16 protein-coding genes are annotated in these 18,849 nt (G+C 67.3%); 9 read left to right on the forward strand and 7 right to left on the reverse strand.

From position 1 onward, the window contains the following. Window positions 1-4: 4 nt before the first annotated feature. Complete coding sequence (fnr, locus tag MC375_RS02255; RefSeq protein ID WP_242101650.1) at window positions 5-766, reverse strand: fumarate/nitrate reduction transcriptional regulator Fnr; 762 nt, start codon at window positions 764-766, stop codon at window positions 5-7. A gap of 181 nt (window positions 767-947) precedes the next feature. On the opposite strand from fnr, the gene queD reads away from it, so the two are divergent. Both queD and MC375_RS02265 read left to right on the forward strand, forming a co-directional pair. Further along, on the forward strand, window positions 948-1,313 hold the full coding sequence (queD, locus tag MC375_RS02260) for a 6-carboxytetrahydropterin synthase QueD (protein WP_242101651.1): 366 nt from the start codon (window positions 948-950) through the stop codon (window positions 1,311-1,313). Between the two features lie 131 nt (window positions 1,314-1,444). Further along, window positions 1,445-1,870 (forward strand): phasin family protein, encoded by a 426-nt coding sequence (locus tag MC375_RS02265; RefSeq protein ID WP_242101652.1) that lies wholly within the window; start codon window positions 1,445-1,447, stop codon window positions 1,868-1,870. Window positions 1,871-1,989: 119 nt separating this feature from the next. On the opposite strand, the gene MC375_RS02270 is transcribed toward MC375_RS02265, so the two are convergent. Genes MC375_RS02270 through MC375_RS02280 form a run of 3 tightly spaced genes read right to left on the reverse strand, consistent with a single transcriptional unit; the run spans window position 1,990 to window position 6,749 of the window. Next, the gene (locus MC375_RS02270; protein WP_242101653.1) at window positions 1,990-2,427 is read right to left on the reverse strand and encodes a nuclear transport factor 2 family protein; all 438 of its coding nucleotides are present in this window, start codon (window positions 2,425-2,427) and stop codon (window positions 1,990-1,992) included. Continuing rightward, window positions 2,424-5,561, reverse strand: a complete 3,138-nt coding sequence (locus MC375_RS02275) for a multidrug efflux RND transporter permease subunit (RefSeq protein ID WP_242101654.1) — start codon at window positions 5,559-5,561, stop codon at window positions 2,424-2,426. The genes MC375_RS02270 and MC375_RS02275 overlap by 4 nt, the downstream gene beginning before the upstream one ends. Before the next feature lie 6 nt (window positions 5,562-5,567). Continuing rightward, window positions 5,568-6,749: an efflux RND transporter periplasmic adaptor subunit gene (locus MC375_RS02280; RefSeq protein ID WP_242101655.1), complete on the reverse strand. Its 1,182-nt coding sequence runs from the start codon at window positions 6,747-6,749 to the stop codon at window positions 5,568-5,570. 140 nt (window positions 6,750-6,889) lie between these two features. Between MC375_RS02280 and MC375_RS02285 the strand changes: the two genes are divergently transcribed. Both MC375_RS02285 and MC375_RS02290 read left to right on the forward strand, forming a co-directional pair. After that, entirely contained in the window at window positions 6,890-8,080 is a 1,191-nt protein-coding gene (locus MC375_RS02285) for an efflux RND transporter periplasmic adaptor subunit (protein ID WP_242101656.1), read from the forward strand. 57 nt (window positions 8,081-8,137) lie between these two features. Further along, window positions 8,138-11,317: an efflux RND transporter permease subunit gene (locus MC375_RS02290; protein WP_242101657.1), complete on the forward strand. Its 3,180-nt coding sequence runs from the start codon at window positions 8,138-8,140 to the stop codon at window positions 11,315-11,317. A gap of 157 nt (window positions 11,318-11,474) precedes the next feature. Here the strand turns inward: MC375_RS02290 and bioD are convergent, their stop codons facing one another. Next, the gene (bioD, locus tag MC375_RS02295) at window positions 11,475-12,146 is read right to left on the reverse strand and encodes a dethiobiotin synthase (protein ID WP_242101658.1); all 672 of its coding nucleotides are present in this window, start codon (window positions 12,144-12,146) and stop codon (window positions 11,475-11,477) included. A gap of 225 nt (window positions 12,147-12,371) precedes the next feature. Between bioD and MC375_RS02300 the strand changes: the two genes are divergently transcribed. Both MC375_RS02300 and MC375_RS02305 read left to right on the forward strand, forming a co-directional pair. After that, window positions 12,372-12,857, forward strand: coding sequence for a GAF domain-containing protein (locus MC375_RS02300; RefSeq protein ID WP_242101659.1), 486 nt, complete (start codon window positions 12,372-12,374; stop codon window positions 12,855-12,857). Further along, window positions 12,854-13,228 (forward strand): TfoX/Sxy family protein, encoded by a 375-nt coding sequence (locus MC375_RS02305; RefSeq protein ID WP_242101660.1) that lies wholly within the window; start codon window positions 12,854-12,856, stop codon window positions 13,226-13,228. The genes MC375_RS02300 and MC375_RS02305 overlap by 4 nt, the downstream gene beginning before the upstream one ends. 89 nt (window positions 13,229-13,317) lie before the next feature. On the opposite strand, the gene MC375_RS02310 is transcribed toward MC375_RS02305, so the two are convergent. Both MC375_RS02310 and glmS read right to left on the reverse strand, forming a co-directional pair. Beyond that, window positions 13,318-14,424: an aromatic ring-hydroxylating dioxygenase subunit alpha gene (locus MC375_RS02310; RefSeq protein ID WP_242101661.1), complete on the reverse strand. Its 1,107-nt coding sequence runs from the start codon at window positions 14,422-14,424 to the stop codon at window positions 13,318-13,320. 48 nt (window positions 14,425-14,472) lie between these two features. Beyond that, window positions 14,473-16,317: a glutamine--fructose-6-phosphate transaminase (isomerizing) gene (gene glmS / locus MC375_RS02315; RefSeq protein ID WP_242101662.1), complete on the reverse strand. Its 1,845-nt coding sequence runs from the start codon at window positions 16,315-16,317 to the stop codon at window positions 14,473-14,475. Window positions 16,318-16,501: 184 nt separating this feature from the next. On the opposite strand from glmS, the gene MC375_RS02320 reads away from it, so the two are divergent. Genes MC375_RS02320 through MC375_RS02330 form a run of 3 tightly spaced genes read left to right on the forward strand, consistent with a single transcriptional unit; the run spans window position 16,502 to window position 18,789 of the window. After that, window positions 16,502-17,794 carry an efflux RND transporter periplasmic adaptor subunit gene (locus MC375_RS02320; RefSeq protein ID WP_242101663.1) on the forward strand — a complete coding sequence of 431 codons (1,293 nt, stop codon included), beginning with the start codon at window positions 16,502-16,504 and terminating at the stop codon, window positions 17,792-17,794. A 2-nt stretch (window positions 17,795-17,796) separates the two neighbouring features. After that, window positions 17,797-18,015: a hypothetical protein gene (locus MC375_RS02325; protein ID WP_242101664.1), complete on the forward strand. Its 219-nt coding sequence runs from the start codon at window positions 17,797-17,799 to the stop codon at window positions 18,013-18,015. Between the two features lie 39 nt (window positions 18,016-18,054). Beyond that, window positions 18,055-18,789, forward strand: coding sequence for an ABC transporter ATP-binding protein (locus tag MC375_RS02330; protein WP_242101665.1), 735 nt, complete (start codon window positions 18,055-18,057; stop codon window positions 18,787-18,789). Window positions 18,790-18,849 lie beyond the last annotated feature (60 nt).

Here is an 18,849-nt window from a genome sequence, read left to right on the forward strand (position 1 = left end):
TGGCTCAGGCGCGCCCGCGGCGCCTGGGTTCGTCGTGCTCGGCGCTGTGCGCCCGTCGATCGAGCTCTTCCGGACCGATGATGTCGATCCGGCGGCCGACGACTTCGATCACCCCGTCCTCCTGCAGCCGGGTGAAACCGCGGCTCACCGTTTCCAGCGCCAGGCCGAGGTAACGCGCGATGTCCTCGCGGCTCATGGGCAGCTTGAACCGCGTGGGCGACAGGCCAATGTTGCGATATCGCTCCGACAGCCCGTGCAGGAACAGGGCGATGCGCTCGCCGGCCTGACGGCGCACCAGCATGCCCAGGTGGTCGTGGTCGCGCCCCACGCTCTGGCCGATGATGCGCAGCAATTGCTGCTGCAGACCGGGCAACTGCGTCGCCACTGCGGCGAGCTGCTCGAAGGGCACCTCGCACACGTTGGCCGCGGTCAGCGCTACCGCCTCGCAGCGATGGGTACCTGCGGCCAGCGCGTCCAGGCCGACGAGTTCCCCGGCGAGATGGAAACCGATGATCTGCTCATCGCCCTCCTCGCTGATGCTGACGGTCTTGAACGCGCCATCGCGGGCCACGTACACCGCGCTCAGTGGGTCGCCGAGCCGGTAAAGCCGTTCACCCGGGGCCACCGGCCGGCGTCGGCGGACGATGTCGTCGAGCTTCCTCAGCTCGTCCTGGCTGATGCCCGCCGGCAGGCACAGCTGCTGCAGCGAGCAATGCGCGCAGCCACGCCGGAGCGCTGCAAGATCGAGAACGGGAGCGTCCGGCATGCCGATATGGTGCCATGGCCGGTCGCGCAGAGCGGAACCACGGTCGTCGGCCCATGCTCGCCCATGCGCCTGGTCGTTTCGGCCGCGTGTACCATGCAGCGCCTCATCTGCTCCGGTTCGCCGTCCTGGACGGGCGCCGGAGTTCAAGTTTCGCGGTTGCACGGCGCCGCCCGGGTCGTCCATGGACATCTTCAAGATCTTCACCATCGAAGCCGCACACCGGCTGCCCAACGTGCCCGAAGGGCATAAGTGCGCGCGCCTGCACGGGCATTCGTTCCGGATCGAACTGCATGTCGCCGGCGAGCTGGACCCGCACACCGGCTGGGTGATGGACTTCGCCGACGTCAAAACCGCCTTCGAGCCGCTGTATCGCCAACTCGACCATCACTACCTCAACGACATCCCGGGCCTGGACAATCCCACCAGCGAGCGCCTGGCGGTGTGGATCTGGGAGCGGCTGAAGCCAGCCCTGCCCGGGCTGGACGAGGTGGTGGTGCACGAGACCTGCACCGCCGGCTGCCGTTACCGCGGCCCAGGGCGCGTTTAACCGGCTGAATCCCAACGGCTTCTGAATCCGCCGACGAACGGTCGCGGATAATGTTGCACCGCAACATAGACCCCGGTATGCTGCACCGCACAAAACCGGCATTCCCTGCCGGGCACCGCAGAGGACCCGCCATGTACCAGTTCGACAACACCGCTTTCAGCGGCGCGCAGTCGCAGTTCAACGCCGCCACCCGCCAGTTCGCCGACGTCGCCGGCCAGATCAACCGCCTGGCCCTGGAAAACGCCGAGAAGGCGTTCGGCCTGCAGCTGGCCACGTTCGAAGAGAACATCGCCGCCGGTTTCGCCTTCTGGAGCGAAGTAGCTGAAGTGCGCGATTTCGACGGCCTCAAGGCCGTTTGGCCGAAGGGCGTGCAGGTTGCGCGCGAGAGCGTCGAGCGCAGCGTCAGCGCCGGCCAGGAAGTGTTCGGCCGCACCGTGAAGACCAACGAGGCCATCGGCCAGATCGCCAAGGGCCAGTTCGAGGCCGCCACCGCCAAGGCTTCGGCCGAAGTGGAAAAGGCGACCCAGACGGCCACCAAGAAGGCTACCCGCCGCTAAGCCGCACCGGCACCCGGCCTACGGGTGTCTGCAAGCAGATCGCGCGCTTCTCTCTCCCGCGCGCACAAGGAACCCGGCAGCCCCCTGCCGGGTTTTTTGTTGCCTGACGCGGGCGTTGGTCAGGCGCCGTCGCGCGTCAGGATCGCCTGCAGCGTCTCGTGTGCGATGGGTGCGGACGTGTGCTCGTGGAAGATCTCCCACTCGCCGGCCTGCCGGCGCAGCGCCAGGGTGATGCGGTTATCCAGCGTGCGCAGCGTCTGCCCTGCGGCCGACACCGCGGTGTAGGTCAGGGTCGCGTGGCCGATGGCGAGCGCATCGGCAACACTGGCCTGCAGGGCGCTCCAGGTGACGACTACCTGTTCGTCGCCGAGCGAATCGAACCAGCTGCCGGCCATGTCGCGCCAGGCCTCGATGCCGTGCAGCGACCATGCGCCCCACATGTCGAAGACCCGCACGTCCTCGGCGTACAGCGCGGCGAACGCATCGACGTCCTTGTCCCGCACGGCCTGCGCATAGCGTGCGAGCACGGTTTCGACCGGGCCATCGGCCGCACTCACGCGGTATCGGCCTCCAGTCGCGGCGGTTCGTCCAGCTTGTCGCCCAGGATGCGCCGCACCACCACATAGAACACCGGAATCAGCAGCAGCCCCAGGAAGGTCGCGAACAGCATGCCGCCGATCACGCCGGTGCCGATCGCGTGGCGGGCATTGGCGCCGGCGCCGCTGGAGATCGCCAGCGGGAACACGCCCATGATGAAGGCGAACGATGTCATCAGGATCGGCCGGAAGCGCAACTTGGCTGCCTCGATCACCGCGTCGCGCAACGGCTTGCCCAGTTGCCGTTCGGCGATGGCGAACTCCACGATCAGGATCGCGTTCTTGGCCGCCAGGCCGATCACCGTGATCAGGCCGATCTTGAAATAGATGTCGTTGGGCAAGCCGCGCAGCAGCGACAGCGCCACCGCGCCGAGCACCCCCAGCGGCACCACCAGCAGCACCGCGACCGGCACCGACCAGCTCTCGTACAGCGCCGCCAGGCACAGGAACACCACCAGGATCGACAGCACCATCAGCATCGGTGCCTGGCTGCCGGACAGGATTTCCTGGTAGGACTGCCCGGTCCAGTCGTAGCCGAAGCCGTCGGGCAGGTCGTTCTCGACGATCTGCGCGATCGCATCCATCGCCTCGCCCGAACTGCGGCCGGGTGCGGGCTGGCCGTTGATGTTGACCGCCGAGTAGCCGTTGTAGCGGGCCAGCGACGGCGGCGCGCTGATCCAGCTGCCCGTGACCACGTTGGACAGCGGGATCATCGCCGCATTGCCGTCGGCGGCGGTGGCCGTGCTCGGGGTATAGAAGCGCGACAGCGATTCGGGTCCGGTGCGGAACGGGGCGTCGGCGCGCATGTTGACCCGCTTGACCCGGCCTTCGTCGACGAAATCGTTGACGTAGACCGAAGCCAGCATCAGCTGGATCGCGTTGTAGATATCGCCCACCGACAGGCCCATGGCCTGCGCCTGCACCCGGTCGACCTCGAGCTTGAACTGCGGTGCATCGGCCAGGGTGTTGGGGCGTACCTGGGCCAGCGCCGGATTGCGACCAGCCGCGCCGAGCAGTTCGCCCATCGCCTGGCCCAGGGCCTGCCGGCCCCGCCCGGTGCGGTCCTGCAAGTACATGTCGAACCCGCCGAACTGGCTCAGCCCGCGCACCGTGGGCAGGTTGACCACGAAGATCTGCGCGTCGCGGATGCCCTGCAACGCGCCGTTGGCCTGCTGGATGAACTCGGTCGCGGTGTTCTCGCGCTCGTCCCAGTCCTTGAGCCGGACGAAGGCCATGCCCACGTTCTCGCCCTGGCCGACGAAGCTGAAGCCGACGACCTGCATCATGCTGTCATAGCCTTCGATCTTCTCCATCCTGCCGCGCACCTGCTCGAACACGCGCTGGGTGCGCTGCAGCGTGGCACCGGGCGGCAGCTGCACGATCGTGAGCGCATAACCCTGGTCCTCTTCCGGCAGGAAGCTGCCAGGCATGCGCATGAACAGGAAGCCGCACAGTACCGCCAGCACCGCGAATACCAGCATCCAGCGCGGCGCATGGCTGACCGCGCTGCCGATGTGGCCGACATAGGTCCTGACGGTGCGATCGTAGACCTTGTTGAAGGCCCGGAAGACGATGTTGCGTGAGGCGTGATGGCCGCTGGGCTTGAGCATGCTCGCGCACAGCGCCGGGGTGAATCCCAGCGCGAGGAAGGCCGAGAAGCCCATCGCCATCGCGATGGTCACCGCGAACTGCTTGTAGATCGCGCCGGCGCTGCCGCCCTGGAACGCGCTGGGGATGAACACCGCCGCCAGCACCACCGTGATCGCCACCACCGCGCCGGTGATCTGGCCCATGGCCTTGCGCGTGGCTTCCTTGGGCGAGAGTCCCTCCTCGGTCATGATCCGTTCGACGTTCTCGATCACCACGATCGCATCGTCCACCACGATGCCGATCGCCAGCACCATGCCGAACAGGCTGAGCTGGTTGATGCTGAAACCGAACGCGTACATGCCCAGGAAGGTGCCCATCAGCGCGACCGGGATCACCAGGGTCGGGATGATGGTGGCGCGCAGGTTCTGCAGGAAGATCAGCATCACCAGGAACACCAGCGCGATCGCTTCGAGCAGAGTCTTGACCACCTCCTCGATCGAGATCCGGACGAAGGTGGAGCTGTCGAACGGCGAGAACCAGGTGACGCCTTCGGGAAAGGTTTGCTGCAGCTCGTCCATGCGCGCGCGCACTTCCTCGGCCACCCCCAGCGCATTGGCGCCGGGTGCGAGGATCACCGCGAACCCGGCTGCGGGAATGCCGCTCCATCGCAGGTCGAAGCCGTGGACCGAGGTGCCCTTCTCTACCCGCGCCACGTCGCGCAGGCGCACGGTGGTGCCATCGCTGTTGGCACGCAGGACGATGCCGCCGAACTGCTCGGCGGTGCTGTAGCGTCCTTCGGCGGTGACCGTGGCGGTGAAGGCCTGTTGCTCCGGCGACGGAGCCGCGCCCACCGAGCCGGCCGCGAACTGCACGTTCTGACCGCGCACCGCGGCGAGCACCTGGCTGGCCGACAGGCCATAGCCCTGCAGCTTGTCGGGGTTGAGCCAGATGTTCATCGCGTATTCGCCGCCGAACAGCCGGGTGCTGCCGACGCCGGGGACGCGCGCGATCTGGTCGAGCACGCGCGAGGCGATCAGGTCCGACATCGCCGCCCGGTCGTAGGCCGGGTTGGTGGAGCGCAGTGCCGCCACCATCAGGAAGCCGGTGCTGTTCTTTGCCACCACCACACCCTGCTGGATCACCTCGGTCGGCAACCGTGGCGTCGCCAGCGAGACCTTGTTTTGCACCTGCACCTGGGCGATGTCCGGATCGGTGCCCGGCTTGAAGGTCAGGGTGATCGACGCGCCACCGCTGGCGCTGGACGAAGAGCTGAAATACTCGAGGTTGTCGATGCCGGTGAGCTGCTGCTCGATCACCTGGGTGACCGCGCGCTCGGTGGTTTCCGCGCTGGCGCCCGGATAGGTCGCGTTGACCGTCACCTGCGGCGGCGCGATCTCCGGATACGACTCGACCCCGAGATTGAGGATGGCGAGCACGCCACCCAAGGTGATCAGGATCGCGATGACCCAGGCGAACACCGGGTGATTGATGAAGAACCGGGACATCGTTGCTCAGCCCTCGTCCGCGGCGGACGTGTCGTCCTGCTTCGCGGAGGGCTGCGCAGCGGGTTGCGTATCCGGCTTCCACGGCACGGCCTTGGCCGGCTGACCGGGTTGCGCCTTCTGCACACCGGAGACGATCACCTGGTCTCCGGCCGCAACGCCGCTACTCACGACCCAGTTCGCGCCCTGCGCCTGCTCGGCGGCGATGTCCTTGCGCGCGACCTTGCCGTCCCTGCCGACCACCAGCACGTAGGCGCTCTTGGTATCGCGCTGGACCGCTGCCTGCGGCACCAGGAAGACGCCGCGCTGTTCGCCCATCGTGGCCTTCAGGGTCACATAGGTGCCGGGCAGCAGGCTGCGGTCCGGGTTGGGAATGCGTGCGCGCAGCGAGATCGCACCGGTGGCGGGGTCGACCACGTCGCCGGAGAAATCCAGCGTGCCCATGCGCGCGTACGGCGTGCCGTCGGGCAGGATCACCTGCACTTCGGATTCGCTGCCTGCGCCAGCGGCCTGTCCCCTGCGCACCTGCTCCAGCTCGGACACGCCAAGCGAGAAATTCACGTACAGCGGGTCGATCTGGTCGACCGTGGTCAGCAGGGTCGCGCTGCCCTCCCCGACCAGGGCGCCTTCGGTCACCTGCTGCTTGCCGGCGCGGCCATCGATCGGTGCGCGCACGCTGGCATAGCCCAGATTGATTTGTGCCGACTGCACCGCGGCCTTCGCCGACTGCACCGACGCCGACGCCGTGCGTTCCGCGGCCAGCGCATTGTCGTAGTCGGCCTGCGAGATGAACTTCTGCGGCAGCAGACCACGCGCACGGTCGGCAGCCGCCTTCGCGTTGACGTAGCTCGCCTGCGCCTGGGCCAGCGCGCCCTGGCTCTGCGACAGCGCCGCCTGCAGCGGCGCAGGATCGATCACGAACAGCAGCTGGCCCTTGCGGACGTCGCTGCCTTCCTCGTAGACCCGACGCTGCAGGATCCCGGCCACGCGGGCGCGCACATCCGCGCTGCGGAACGGGGCAAGACGCCCGACCAGATCCTTGGTGATGGCCACGTCCGCGGGCTGCAGCGTCACCACCCCGACTTCTGGCGCTGGCGTCTGCCCGCCTGCCCCCGCAGCCTTGTCTTCGCCGGAACATGCGGCGAGCAGCGCCAGGGCCAGGCTGAGGACGACCGCGGTGCGTGCGCGCATGGATGTTTCCGTTCGCGAAGAATTACTATACTGCGCAGTCTAGCTTTGACGCCCCATCCCGCCCGTGCCGGAAGTCAGGCTCCAGCGGCAGCCAGCGCACACCCCCTTCCGTTCGAACGACGATTCCAAGGATCCCCCGCATGTCCACCCCCAAGCCCAAGCGCCCCGCTTCCACGCGCAAACGCATGATCTGGATGCTGATCGGCGCCCTGGTGGTGTTCGGCGGCGTGTTCGGTGTCAAGGCCATGATGAGCGCCGGCATGAACACGTTCTTCGACAACATGCCGCAGCCGGCGGTGGCGGTGAGTTCCTACGTGGCCAAGACCCAGCGTTGGAGCGACGACGCCGAAGCGGTGGGCACCTTCGTGGCGATCAACGGCACCGATGTCACCACCGAGGCCGGTGGCGTGGTGCGCTCGCTCGAGTTCGAAGCCGGTCAGCCGGTGCAGGCGGGCGACGTGCTGCTGCGGCTCAACACGGCCAACGAGGAAGCCACCCTGCGCTCGCTCGAGGCCGCCGCAAAGCTCGCCGCCGTGCAGCGCGACCGCTGGCAGCAGCTCGCCAGGGACCAGCTGGTGTCGAAGGACGAAGCGCAGACGCGCGCCACCAATGCCGCCACCGCCCAGGCCCAGGCGGAGGCCCAGCGTGCGCTGATCGCGCAGAAGACCATCCGCGCGCCGTTCTCCGGCGTGCTCGGCATCCGCAAGGTGAACCTGGGCCAGTTCGTCAACCCCGGCGATCCGATCGTGAGCCTGCAGGCGCTCAATCCGATCTACCTCGATTTCACCCTGCCCGAGCAACACATGGGCAAGGTGATGGAAGGCACTCCGGTGCGCGCCACGGTCGATGCGATCCCCGGGCAGGTCTTCGAGGGTCGGATCACCGCGATCGAACCGCTTGTCGACTCGAACACGCGCAACTTCACCGCCCAGGCCACCTTCCAGAACCCCAATACGGCACTGCGCCCGGGCAGCTTCGCGCACGTGAGCTTCGACCTGGGCGGCGAACGCGACGTGGTGGTGATCCCGCAGACTGCCGTCAGCTTCAATCCGTACGGCAATGCGGTGTTCGTGATTTCCAAGACCAAGCGCGCCGAAGGCGAGAAGGACATGCAGGGCAAGCCCCTGACCGGCGACAAGCTCATCGTCAAGCAGCGCTTCATCAAGACCGGCGCCACCCGCGGCGACCTGATCGCGGTCACCGACGGCCTGAAGGCCGGCGAACAGGTCGTGACCAGCGGCCTGCTCAAGCTGCGCAACGACGCCGAAGTGACGATCAACAACAAGGTGCAGCCGGCGGCCGATGCGCGGCCCGAAACCCAGAACCGCTGACCGGCCCTTCCCCCACCCGGCCCACCGCCGCCAGCGGCGGTGGGAGCGAGTCGCACGATGAAATTCACCGACATCTTCATCAACAAGCCAGTGCTGGCGATCGTCGTCAGCCTGTTCATCCTGATCTTCGGGATGCGCGCGTTCACCGAGCTCAACGTGCGCCAGTACCCGGAGCTGCGCAACGCGGTGGTCAACATCAGCACCGTGTACTACGGCGCCGACGCGGACCTGATCCAGGGCTTCATCACCACGCCGCTGGAACGCGAGATCGCCAGTGCCGAGGGCATCGAGTACATGAGCTCGACCAGCTCGGCGGGCGTGAGCTCGATTCAGGCCTACATCCGCCTGGACCAGGATCCGAACGAAGCGCTCACCCAGATCGCGGCCAAGGTCAACAAGATGCGCGGCCAGCTACCGCCGGAGTCGGAGGATCCGGTGATCGACCTGCAGCAGGGCCAGCAGATCGGCGCGATGTATCTGTCCTTCGCCAGCGACACCCTCGACAACAACCAGATCACCGATTACCTGACCCGGGTGATCCAGCCCAAGCTGGTCACCGTGCCGGGCGTGCAGCGCGCCGACATCCTCGGCGCGGGCACGTTCGCGATGCGCGTGTGGCTGAAACCCGACCGCATGACCGCGCTCAAGGTGACCGCCAGCGACGTGAACAACGCGCTGCAGTCCAACAATGTGCTCTCGGCCGTGGGTTCGACCAAGGGCCAGATGGTCGCCATCGACATGACCGCGCGCACCGACCTGCGCACCGCCGAGGAATTCCGCAAGCTGGTGATCCGCGAGCAGGACGGCGCGATCGTGCGCCTGGGCGACGTGGCCGACGTGGTCCTGGGTTCGGAAACCTACGGCACCTCGGTGCGCATCAACGGCGAGGCCGCGACGTTCGTGGGCATCTTCGTCGCGCCCGACGCCAACTCGCTCGACGTGATCAAGAACGTGCGCAAGCTGTGGGACGACCAGATCGTGCCGCAGCTGCCGCAGGGCATCAAGGGCACGATTCCCTACGACAGCACCGAGGCGATCCAGGACGCGATCAACGAAGTGATCACCACGATCGTGGAAGCGGTGATCATCGTGATCGTGGTGATCTTCCTGTTCCTGGGCTCGCTGCGCAGCGTGCTGATCCCGGCGGTGACCGTGCCGCTGTCGCTGATCGGCTCGCTGTTCCTGATGCTGCTGATGGGCTTCACCATCAACCTGCTGACCCTGCTGGCGATGGTGCTGGCGATCGGCATCGTGGTGGACGATGCGATCATCGTGCTCGAGAACATCCATCGCCACATCGAGGAGGGCATGAAGCCCTACGACGCCGCGATCAAGGGCGCGCGCGAGCTCGCCTGGCCGGTGGTGGCGATGACCACGACGCTGGTGGCGGTGTATCTGCCGATCGGCTTCCAGGGCGGCCTGACCGGCATCCTGTTCACCGAGTTCGCCTTCACCCTGGCCGGGAGCGTGCTGCTGTCGGGCGTGATCGCGCTGACCCTGTCGCCGATGATGAGCGCCAAGATCCTCAAGCCGCATGGCGAAGGCGGAAAGGGCAGGCTCGAGGCGTGGCTGGACGAGAAGTTCGACTGGCTGCGCCACGGCTACCAGCGCAAGCTCCACGGCGCGCTGGAAACCAAATCGGTGATCGCCGTGTTCGGTGCGATCGTGCTGGTCAGCTGCGCGTTCCTGTACATGACCGCGCCCAAGGAGCCCGCGCCGCTTGAGGACGAGGGCTTCATCTTCTCGATCGGCAGCGCCGACCCGTACTCCACGCTCGACTACGTCGAACGCTACACCGAGGAAATCACCAAGCTCGCCAAGACCGTCCCCGAGGTCCAGGACTACTTCCTGTTCAACGGCGGCTTCGGCGGCAGCGGCGGCGGGGCCAGCCCCAGCGCCATGGCCGGTTTCGTGCTCAAGCCCTGGAGCGAGCGCGACATGTCGACCAAGGCGGTGCTGGAGCAGAAGCTGCAGCCGCAGATGTCGCAGGTCACCGGACTGAACGTGTTCGCGCTGGTGCCGCCTTCGCTGCCCAGCGCCGGCGGCGACGGCGGCGGCGAGTTCATCATCGGCGGCGTGGGTGAGCTGAGCCAGCTCAGCGAGCTGGCCGATGCGATCCTGGCCAAGGCGATGGAAAGCAAGCGCTTCATCTTCCTGGACAAGGACCTGAAGATCGACAAGCCACGGATCGAGGTGAACATCGATCGCGACAAGGCGGCTTCGCTCGGCATCGACATGCGCACCCTGTCCGCCGACATGGCAGCGATGCTGTCGGGCGGCTATACCAACCGCTTCGCGATGCAGAACCGGTCCTACCTGGTGATCCCGCAGGTGCAGCGCAGCGACCGGCTCAACGCCAGCGCGCTTGAGAACTACTACACCCGCACCCGCGACGGCGAGCTGATCCCGCTTTCGACGATCGTCACGCTCAAGGAGAGCGCGCAGCCGCAGTCGCTCAAGCGCTTCCAGCAGCTCAACGCGGTGTCGATCACGTTCGCTCCGCGTCCGGGCGTGAGCAAGGGCCAGGCGCTGGAGATCCTGGACCAGGCGGCGAAGGAAGTGCTGCCGCAGGGGTTCACCGTGGACTACGCCGGCGAATCGCGCCAGTTCAAGCAGGAAGGCTCGGCCATGCTGGTGACCCTGGGCCTGGCGCTGCTGGTGATCTTCCTGGTCCTCTCCGCCCAGTTCGAGAGCTTCCGCGATGCGCTGATCATGCTGCTGACCGTTCCGATGGCGATCTGCGGCGCCCTGCTCACGCTCAACATCCTGGCGATCCTCAGCGGCATCCTGGGCATGAGCGGGATCGAGGCCTTCCCCGGCATGAGCATCAACATCTACACCCAGGTCGGCCTGGTGACCCTGGTGGGCGTGATCTCCAAGCACGGCATCCTGATCGTGGAGTTTGCGAACAAGCTGCAGATCGAGCAGGGCCTGAGCAAGCGCGAGGCGATCGAGGAAGCGACCGCCATCCGCCTGCGCCCGGTGCTGATGACCACAGCAGCGCTGGTGTTCGCGATGATTCCGCTGTTGATCGCCAAGGGTCCGGGCGCTGCGTCGCGCTTCTCGATGGGGACGGTGATCGCCTCGGGCATGACCATCGGCACGATGTTCACCCTGTTCGTGCTGCCGGCCTTCTACCTCTACCTGGCGCGCGACCACGCCCACGATCGCGATCACGAAAAGGCGGCCGAGGCGGAGGCGGGCCACCTGCCGCCGCCGGAACCACAGCACGGCTGAGGGTCCGAACCAATCCGCGGGATACGAACGGGCGCAGCAATGCGCCCGTTCTGTTCTGGGGCGAGAACCAGTCTGCTGGACGAACGGCCTTTGTAGGAGCGCCGCTTCGGCGCGACCATGGCCTCCGGGACGTCTCTGTCGCGCCGAAGCGGCGTTCCTACAACAGCAGCGATACGTCGAGGTGAGATGCCAGCCGCACGGCGTTGGCGCCATGCGGCAGCATGCCCATGCACGGAACCGGCAACGCATCCTCCAACAGGTGGACATACTCGTCCGCGCGATCGAACGCCGGATCGACCGCGCTGCCGATCCATCCCACCAACCGACAACCGTCGCCTTCGATCGCCCGCGCGCTGAGCCGCGCGTGACTCAGACAGCCCAGCCGCAGCCCGACCACCAGCACGACCGGCAGCGCGAGCGCACGCACCAGCTCGGCCTGGTCCAGGCCATCGGCGAGCGGCGCGGCCCAGCCACCCACGCCCTCCACCACCACGTTGTCGGCTTGTGCGGCAATCCGGCGATACGCTTCGAGGATCGGCGCAAGCGTGACCGTCATCGCCGCATCGCGCGCGGCCAACTGTGGTGCGGTCGCAGCCGGCAACGCGTAGGGATTGTGCAAGGAATAATCGAAGCGCTCAGAACCCGCTTCGATCAGCGCCAGCGCATCGGCATTGCGCCACGCGCCGCCGACCCGCTCGCAGCCGCTGGCGACCGGCTTCATGCCCACGGCGGTCCGGCCTTGCGCGCGCAGCGCATGCAGCAGTGCGCAGCTCGCGACGGTCTTGCCGATGCCGGTGTCGGTACCGGTGACGTACAAGCCCTGGTTCATTGCGGCCGCGACGCAGCGGCCGACGGCGCCGCCCGGCTCCGCATCGGCGGGAGGCCATGGATGATCGCAAGCCGCGGCGGCGGACACGGCAATGCCGCACCGGGCATGCCGACGGCGCGCATGAACGGGCGTCCACACAACCGGAGACCGTGTTCATACCGCTTTGCTTGATCGCCAGGCACCCTGCCCCCAGTACGGAACATCCGCATCGCCTACACTTCGTCCATGTTCACTGCTTCCTCGCTTACCGGCAACAAGGCCGAGCAGTACGCCCAGTTGTTGCAGCAGGCGCGCGCGCTGATGGCCGGCGAATCCGACCGGGTCGCCAACGCCGCCAACCTGGCAGCCCTGGTCTACCATGCGCTCCCGGATCTCAACTGGGTCGGGTTCTATTTCTTCGATGGTGTCGAGCTGGTGGTCGGTCCGTTCCAGGGGCTGCCGGCCTGCGTGCGTATCCCGCTGGACAAGGGCGTCTGCGGGGCAGCCGCGAGTACGCGGCAGACCCAGCGTATCGACGATGTGCACGCATTCCCGGGACACATCGCCTGCGACTCGGCGTCCAATTCCGAGCTGGTCGTGCCGCTGGTCGCGGCCGACGGCAGCCTGCTCGGCGTGTTCGATCTCGACAGTCCGAAGCATGCACGCTTCGATGCCGACGACCAGGCTGGCCTCGAAGCGCTCGCCTTTGCGTTGATACAGTCATTGCCATGACTTCCACCGCCGACAAGCTCCGCAATGTGGGACCCAAGAGCGCCGCCTGGCTGCGCCAGGTCGGTCTGCGCACGCGTGCGGACCTGGAGGCGGCCGGCACCGTGGATGCATTCATGCGCGTGAAGCGCGCCGGCTTCAAGCCCAGCATGAACCTGCTCTATGCGCTGGAAGGCGCCCTGCTCGACTGCCATTGGCAGGAGGTGCCGCACGCGCGGCGCGAACAGCTGGTGGCCGAAGCCGAGGCGGCGATCGCCCTGCTGCCGCCGCCACGCGGACGCCCGGCGGCCGGTCCGGTCACGACCACGCATATGGAGCAGGATGAGGCCCCGATGCCTGCCTTCTTCGACGAGCCGGACGCGCAGGATCACTGAGTCGGCCCCGTGGGAGCGAGCTTGCTCGCGATCGCCTTCCCGCAAAACCACCCAAAGCATTCGCACCGGAGGCCGCTCCGGCGACACTGTCACGCTCCCGCGGACAGATCCGCGTGCAGCAGGCGGTGGAACAGATGCTCGCCGGCTTCGCGTCGCGCGGACAGGCGACCGGTCGAATACGCGCGCGAGCGCAGACCGCGCTGCACCGAATGGCAGATCGCCATGTCCTCGTCCTGGACCACGTCGCCGACCGCGATGCTCGCCAGGTTCTGCCCGCGTGCAGCCTCGGACACGTCGGCGAACCAGAAGTCGAAGATCACCTCGGTCCGGTCCACGCCGAGCGGGCGCACGATGTTGGTATCGAGCTTGCCCTCGTACCAGTTGAGCATGAAGTTGGGGTGGAACCAGTAGTACAGCGCGCGATCGCCGCCGCGGACCGCGGAGAACGTCGCATCGTCGCCCTGCACCACCGGGCTCGACTGCAGGCAATGGCGCGGACCGTTCTCGATGGTGTAGCGCTTGAAGTCCAGCACGCTGTTCAGCCCCTTGTGCAGGTGCGGGACGTGGTAGCCGCCGTCGAGGTAGTTATCGACGAACACCTTCCAGTTGCAGTCGAAGATGTAGTGACGGCGCTCGAACCAGTGCAGCGTGTCCAGCCGCAGCGCGCGCAGCTCGGCCATCACCGTCTCGCCGAAGTACTCCGCCAGCGACGGGCCGCCGCGCTCCAGCCGCACGAACACCCACTGTTCCCATTCCTCGACATCCACCGGCACCAGGCCGTGACCGGCGCGGTCGAAATGGCACTCTTCGAGGAATCCGGGCGTGCCCTTGAGCGCACCCTCCAGGGTGTAGGTCCAGCCGTGATAGGGACAACGCAGGTTCTTCGCGCAGCCCTGCTCGGCGGTCATGACCGCGGCGGCATGGTGCCGGCAGACGTTGAAGAAGCCGCGCAGCACCCCGTCCTCGCCGCGCACCACCAGGATCGGTTCGCCGGCGATCTCGCAGGTGGCATAGTCGCCCGGCGCACGGACCTGGTCCGCACGCGCGGCAAACTGCCAGGTGCGGGCGAAGGTGGTCTGCTTCTCCAGCGCGTGGATCCGCGGATCCACGTACCAGGAGGCCGGGATCGTGCTCGCTTCGGCCAGCGGCAGGGTCGGGTCGTACGCGTCGATCAATCCGGCGACCGAAGTGGACATGCAGGGCTCCTGGCGTGAGGTGCACGCCAGTTTAGCCCGCCGCGCAGGTCACTCCACGGTCACCGACTTGGCCAGGTTACGGGGCTTGTCGACGTCGGTGCCACGCGCCAGCGCGGCGTGGTAGGCGAGCAGCTGCACCGGGATCGCGTGCACGATCGGGCTGAGGATGCCGACGTGGCGCGGGGTGCGGATCACATGCACGCCTTCGGATTCGCTGAAATGGCTGTCGGCATCGGCGAACACGTACATCTCGCCGCCGCGCGCGCGCACTTCCTGGATGTTGGATTTGACCTTTTCCAGCAGCGCGTCGTTGGGCGCGATCACCACCACCGGCATGTCGCTGTCGACCAGTGCCAGCGGCCCATGCTTGAGCTCCCCGGCGGGGTAGGCCTCGGCATGGATGTAGGAGATCTCCTTGAGCTTGAGCGCGCCTTCGAGCGCGATCGGGTAGTGCACACCGCGGCCCAGGAACAGGGCATGCTGCTTGGGCGCGAATCGCTCGGACCAGGCGATGATCTGCGGCTCCAGGTTGAGCGCGTGCTGGACGCTGCCGGGCAGGTGCCGCAGCGCCTCGATCAGTTCGGTTTCCTTCGCATCGTCCAGCCGCCCGCGCAGCTTGGCCACGGTGCCGGCCAGCGCGAACAGCGCCACCAGCTGGGTGGTGAAGGCCTTGGTCGACGCCACGCCGATCTCGGCGCCGGCGCGGGTGTAGAACACCAGCTTGCTGGCGCGCGGAATCGCGCTCTCTGGCACGTTGCAGATCGATAGCGTGCGCGCATGGCCCAGCGCCTTGGCGTACTTCAGCGCCTCCATCGTGTCGAGCGTCTCGCCCGACTGGGAAATGGTGACGACCAGCTGGTTGGGGTTGGCGACGACTTCGCGGTAGCGGTACTCGCTGGCGATGTCCACCGCGCACGGGATCCCGCACAGGGCCTCGATCCAGTAACGCGCGGTCAGGCCGGCGTAGTAGCTCGTGCCGCAGGCGAGGATCTGGATCGCCTCGATGCCGTCGAACACCGATTCCGCGTCGGCTCCGAACAGCGCGGGGTCGAATGCGTTGCGGTCGGCAATCGCCTCGATCGTGTCGCCGATCGCGCGCGGCTGTTCGTGGATCTCCTTCTGCATGAAGTGCCGGTACGGCCCCAGCTCCAGCGATGCCAGCGACACGTCCGAGACATGCACTTCGCGCTCGACCGGCTGGTCGTCGGCACCGAAGACGCGTACCGCTTCGCGCGTGACTTCGGCAGTGTCGCCTTCCTCGAGGAAGATCACCCGGCGCGTGGCCTGCACGATCGCCGACACGTCCGAAGCCACGAAGTTCTCGCCATCGCCCAGGCCGATGAGCAGCGGACAGCCCATGCGCGCGCAGACCATGCGTCCGGGCTCCTTGCGGCTGACCACGGCCAGCGCGTAAGCGCCATGGAGTTCCTTCACGGTCTTCTGCAGCGCCGCCAGCAGGTCGTTGCCCTGCTGCAGGTGATGGTGGATCAGATGCGCGATGACCTCGGTATCGGTCTGCGACTCGAATGCGTAACCCAGCGCGCGCAGGCGTTCGCGCTGCTGCTCGTGGTTCTCGATGATGCCGTTGTGCACCAGCGCCACACCGTGGCTGATGTGCGGGTGCGCATTGCCTTCGGTCACCCCGCCGTGGGTCGCCCATCGGGTGTGGCCGATGCCGAGGCTGGAGTGAAATGCCTCGCTGGTTGCCGCCGCTTCCATTTCGGAAACGCGGCCAGTGCGGCGCACGCGGCGCACGTCGGGACCATCCGCGGCCCCGGCATCGACGATGGCGATGCCCGCCGAATCGTAGCCCCGGTATTCGAGCCGTTTCAGGCCCTCGATCAGGACGGGAACCACATCGCGATTCGCGATCGCGCCGACGATGCCGCACATGGAAGAAGCCCTTTGTTTGTCGTTTGCAGTGTAAACGGCGAAACCCGGCAACAGCGTCCGCGCGGACGCTCCGACCGTCCGGACGGACACTTCGTTCCGGATTATTTTCCATATAAATCAATCTGTTGCGATTGGCACGCCGATTGCTTTGTACCTGGGTAATCCCCAGCAGAGCCCGCATCGCATGGAACAACGCGCCCGCATCCGCGACACCGCCGGCCAGGACACGGTACTGGCCGCGCCGCGTGCCAGCCGCCAGCGCAAGGCCTGGTTGGCCGGCGCCATCGGCGGGGCGCTGCTGCTGGCGCTGCTTGCATGGGTGGTCAGCGGCTGGGCAAGCGGCGGTCGCTCCTTCGATGCCGAGCGCCTGCGCGTTGCCGAGGTGAAGCGCGGCGACCTGGTGCGCGACCTGTCGGCGGACGGCCGCCTGATCGCGGCCAACAGCCCGACCCTGTACGCGATCGCCGCCGGTACAGTCGCGCTGAAGGTGGTGGCCGGCGACCGGGTCAGGAAGGGCCAGGCGCTGGCGGTGATCGACAGCCCAGAACTGCGCAGCAAGCTGGTGCAGGAGGAATCCACCCTCGCAAGCATGGAAGCCGAGGCCAGCCGAGCGCTGCTCGATGCGCAGCTGTCGCGTTCGAATGCACGCAAGCTGCTCGACCAGGCGCAGATCGACCGCACCGCTGCGGAACGCGACCTGCAGCGCTTCCAACGCGGGTTCGATGGCGGCGCGGTGCCGCAGGTCGACCTGTCGGCCGCGCAAGACACCATGAAGAAATCCGAACTGGGTCTCTCGGCGGCGCAGCGCGAGTTCCGCCTGCAGTCCGAAGGCGCGGGCCTGGACGCGCGCAACAAGCGCCTGCTCGCCGACCGGCAGAAAGCGGTGGTGGCCGAGCTGCGCCGCCAGGTCGACAAACTGACCGTGCGCGCACCGTTCGACGGTCAGGTCGGCCAGGTGCAGATCGCGCAGGGCACCAATGTCGTCGCCAACGGCCCGGTCATGAGCGTGGTCGACCTGTCCATGTTCGAACTGGAAATCAAGGTGCCGGAAAGCTTCGCCCGCGATCTGGGCATCGGCATGCCGGCCCAGGTCGTCAGCACCGGCACCGCCTATGCGGCCGAGGTCTCGGCGGTGTCGCCCGAAGTGGTCAATGGCGAGGTCAATGCGCGCCTGCGGTTCGCCGAAGGCAAGCAGCCGCCCGGCCTGCGCCAGAACCAGCGCCTGTCCGCGCGCATCGTGCTCGACACGCGCCGCAACGTCTTGATGGTCGATCGCGGTCCGTTCCTGGAACAGGACGGCGGCCGCTTCGCCTACGTCGTCGACGGCAGCCAGGCCGTGCGTCGCCCCATCCGCACCGGCGCCAGCAGCCTGTCGTCGGTGGAAATCGTCTCGGGCCTGCAGGCGGGCGACCGCATCGTGGTCTCGGGCACCGACTTGTTCGACAACGCGGACCGGGTCCGCATCCACGGAGACTGACCATGGCTGTCCAATCCAAGCAAGACTTCCTCGCCTTCCCCGCGCAGCTGCACTGGAGCGCGCAGGACCTCGCCGACGCCGTGCCGCTGCGCCTGTTCGAGCTCTTCGCCTTCGATCCGGCCGACGCGATGCCCAGCGCCAATCGCACACCCGCGCGCACGCATCGCCGCGGCTACCTGCCTACCGCGCCGCTGTCCACGCTGTTCCACGTCCGCGGCTGAACCGCCGCCGGCGTTCCCGCCTTCTTCCTGGAGTCTCCCATGCTGCAGATGCAATCCGTCGCCAAGGTCTACCGCACCGAGCTGGTCGAAACGCATGCGCTGCGTTCGCTCGATCTGCACGTGGCCGAGGGCGAGTTCGTCGCCGTTACCGGTCCGTCCGGTTCGGGCAAGACCACGTTCCTCAACATCGCCGGCCTGCTGGAAACCTTCACCGGCGGAACCTACCTGCTCGACGGCGCGGACGTGCGCGGCCTGTCCGACGATGCGCGCAGCCGGCTGCGCAACCAGAAGATCGGCTTCATCTTCCAGAGCTTCAACCTGATCCCGGACCTCAACCTGTTCGACAACTGCGACGTCCCGCTGCGCTACCGCGGCATGCCCGCGGCCGAACGCAAGCTGCGGATCGAGGATGCGCTTGGACTGGTGGGCCTGGGCTCGCGGATGAAGCACTTCCCGGCCGAGCTGTCGGGCGGACAGCAGCAGCGCGCTGCGATCGCACGCGCTCTGGCTGGAAGTCCACGCCTGCTGCTCGCGGACGAACCCACCGGCAACCTGGATTCGCAGATGGCGCGCAGCGTGCTGGAGCTGCTGGAGGACATCAATGCGCAGGGCACCACGATCGTGATGGTCACCCACGATCCGGAGCTGGCTGCGCGCGCGCAGCGCAACGTTCACATCGTCGACGGCATGGCCACCGATCTGTCGGTGGAACCCGGCCTGGCGCGCGTCGCGCGCGAATCGCGGATGTCCTCGGCGATCGCGACCGAATCCTGACGCGCCGCGCCCGCCGTACAGCCCGACCACCCGATCGACTCGCTTTCCGCCCCCAGAACC

It is taken from the genome of Lysobacter sp. M2-1 (assembly GCF_022662495.1).
In the GTDB taxonomy this organism is placed as follows: Bacteria; Pseudomonadota; Gammaproteobacteria; order Xanthomonadales; family Xanthomonadaceae; genus JAKPBU01.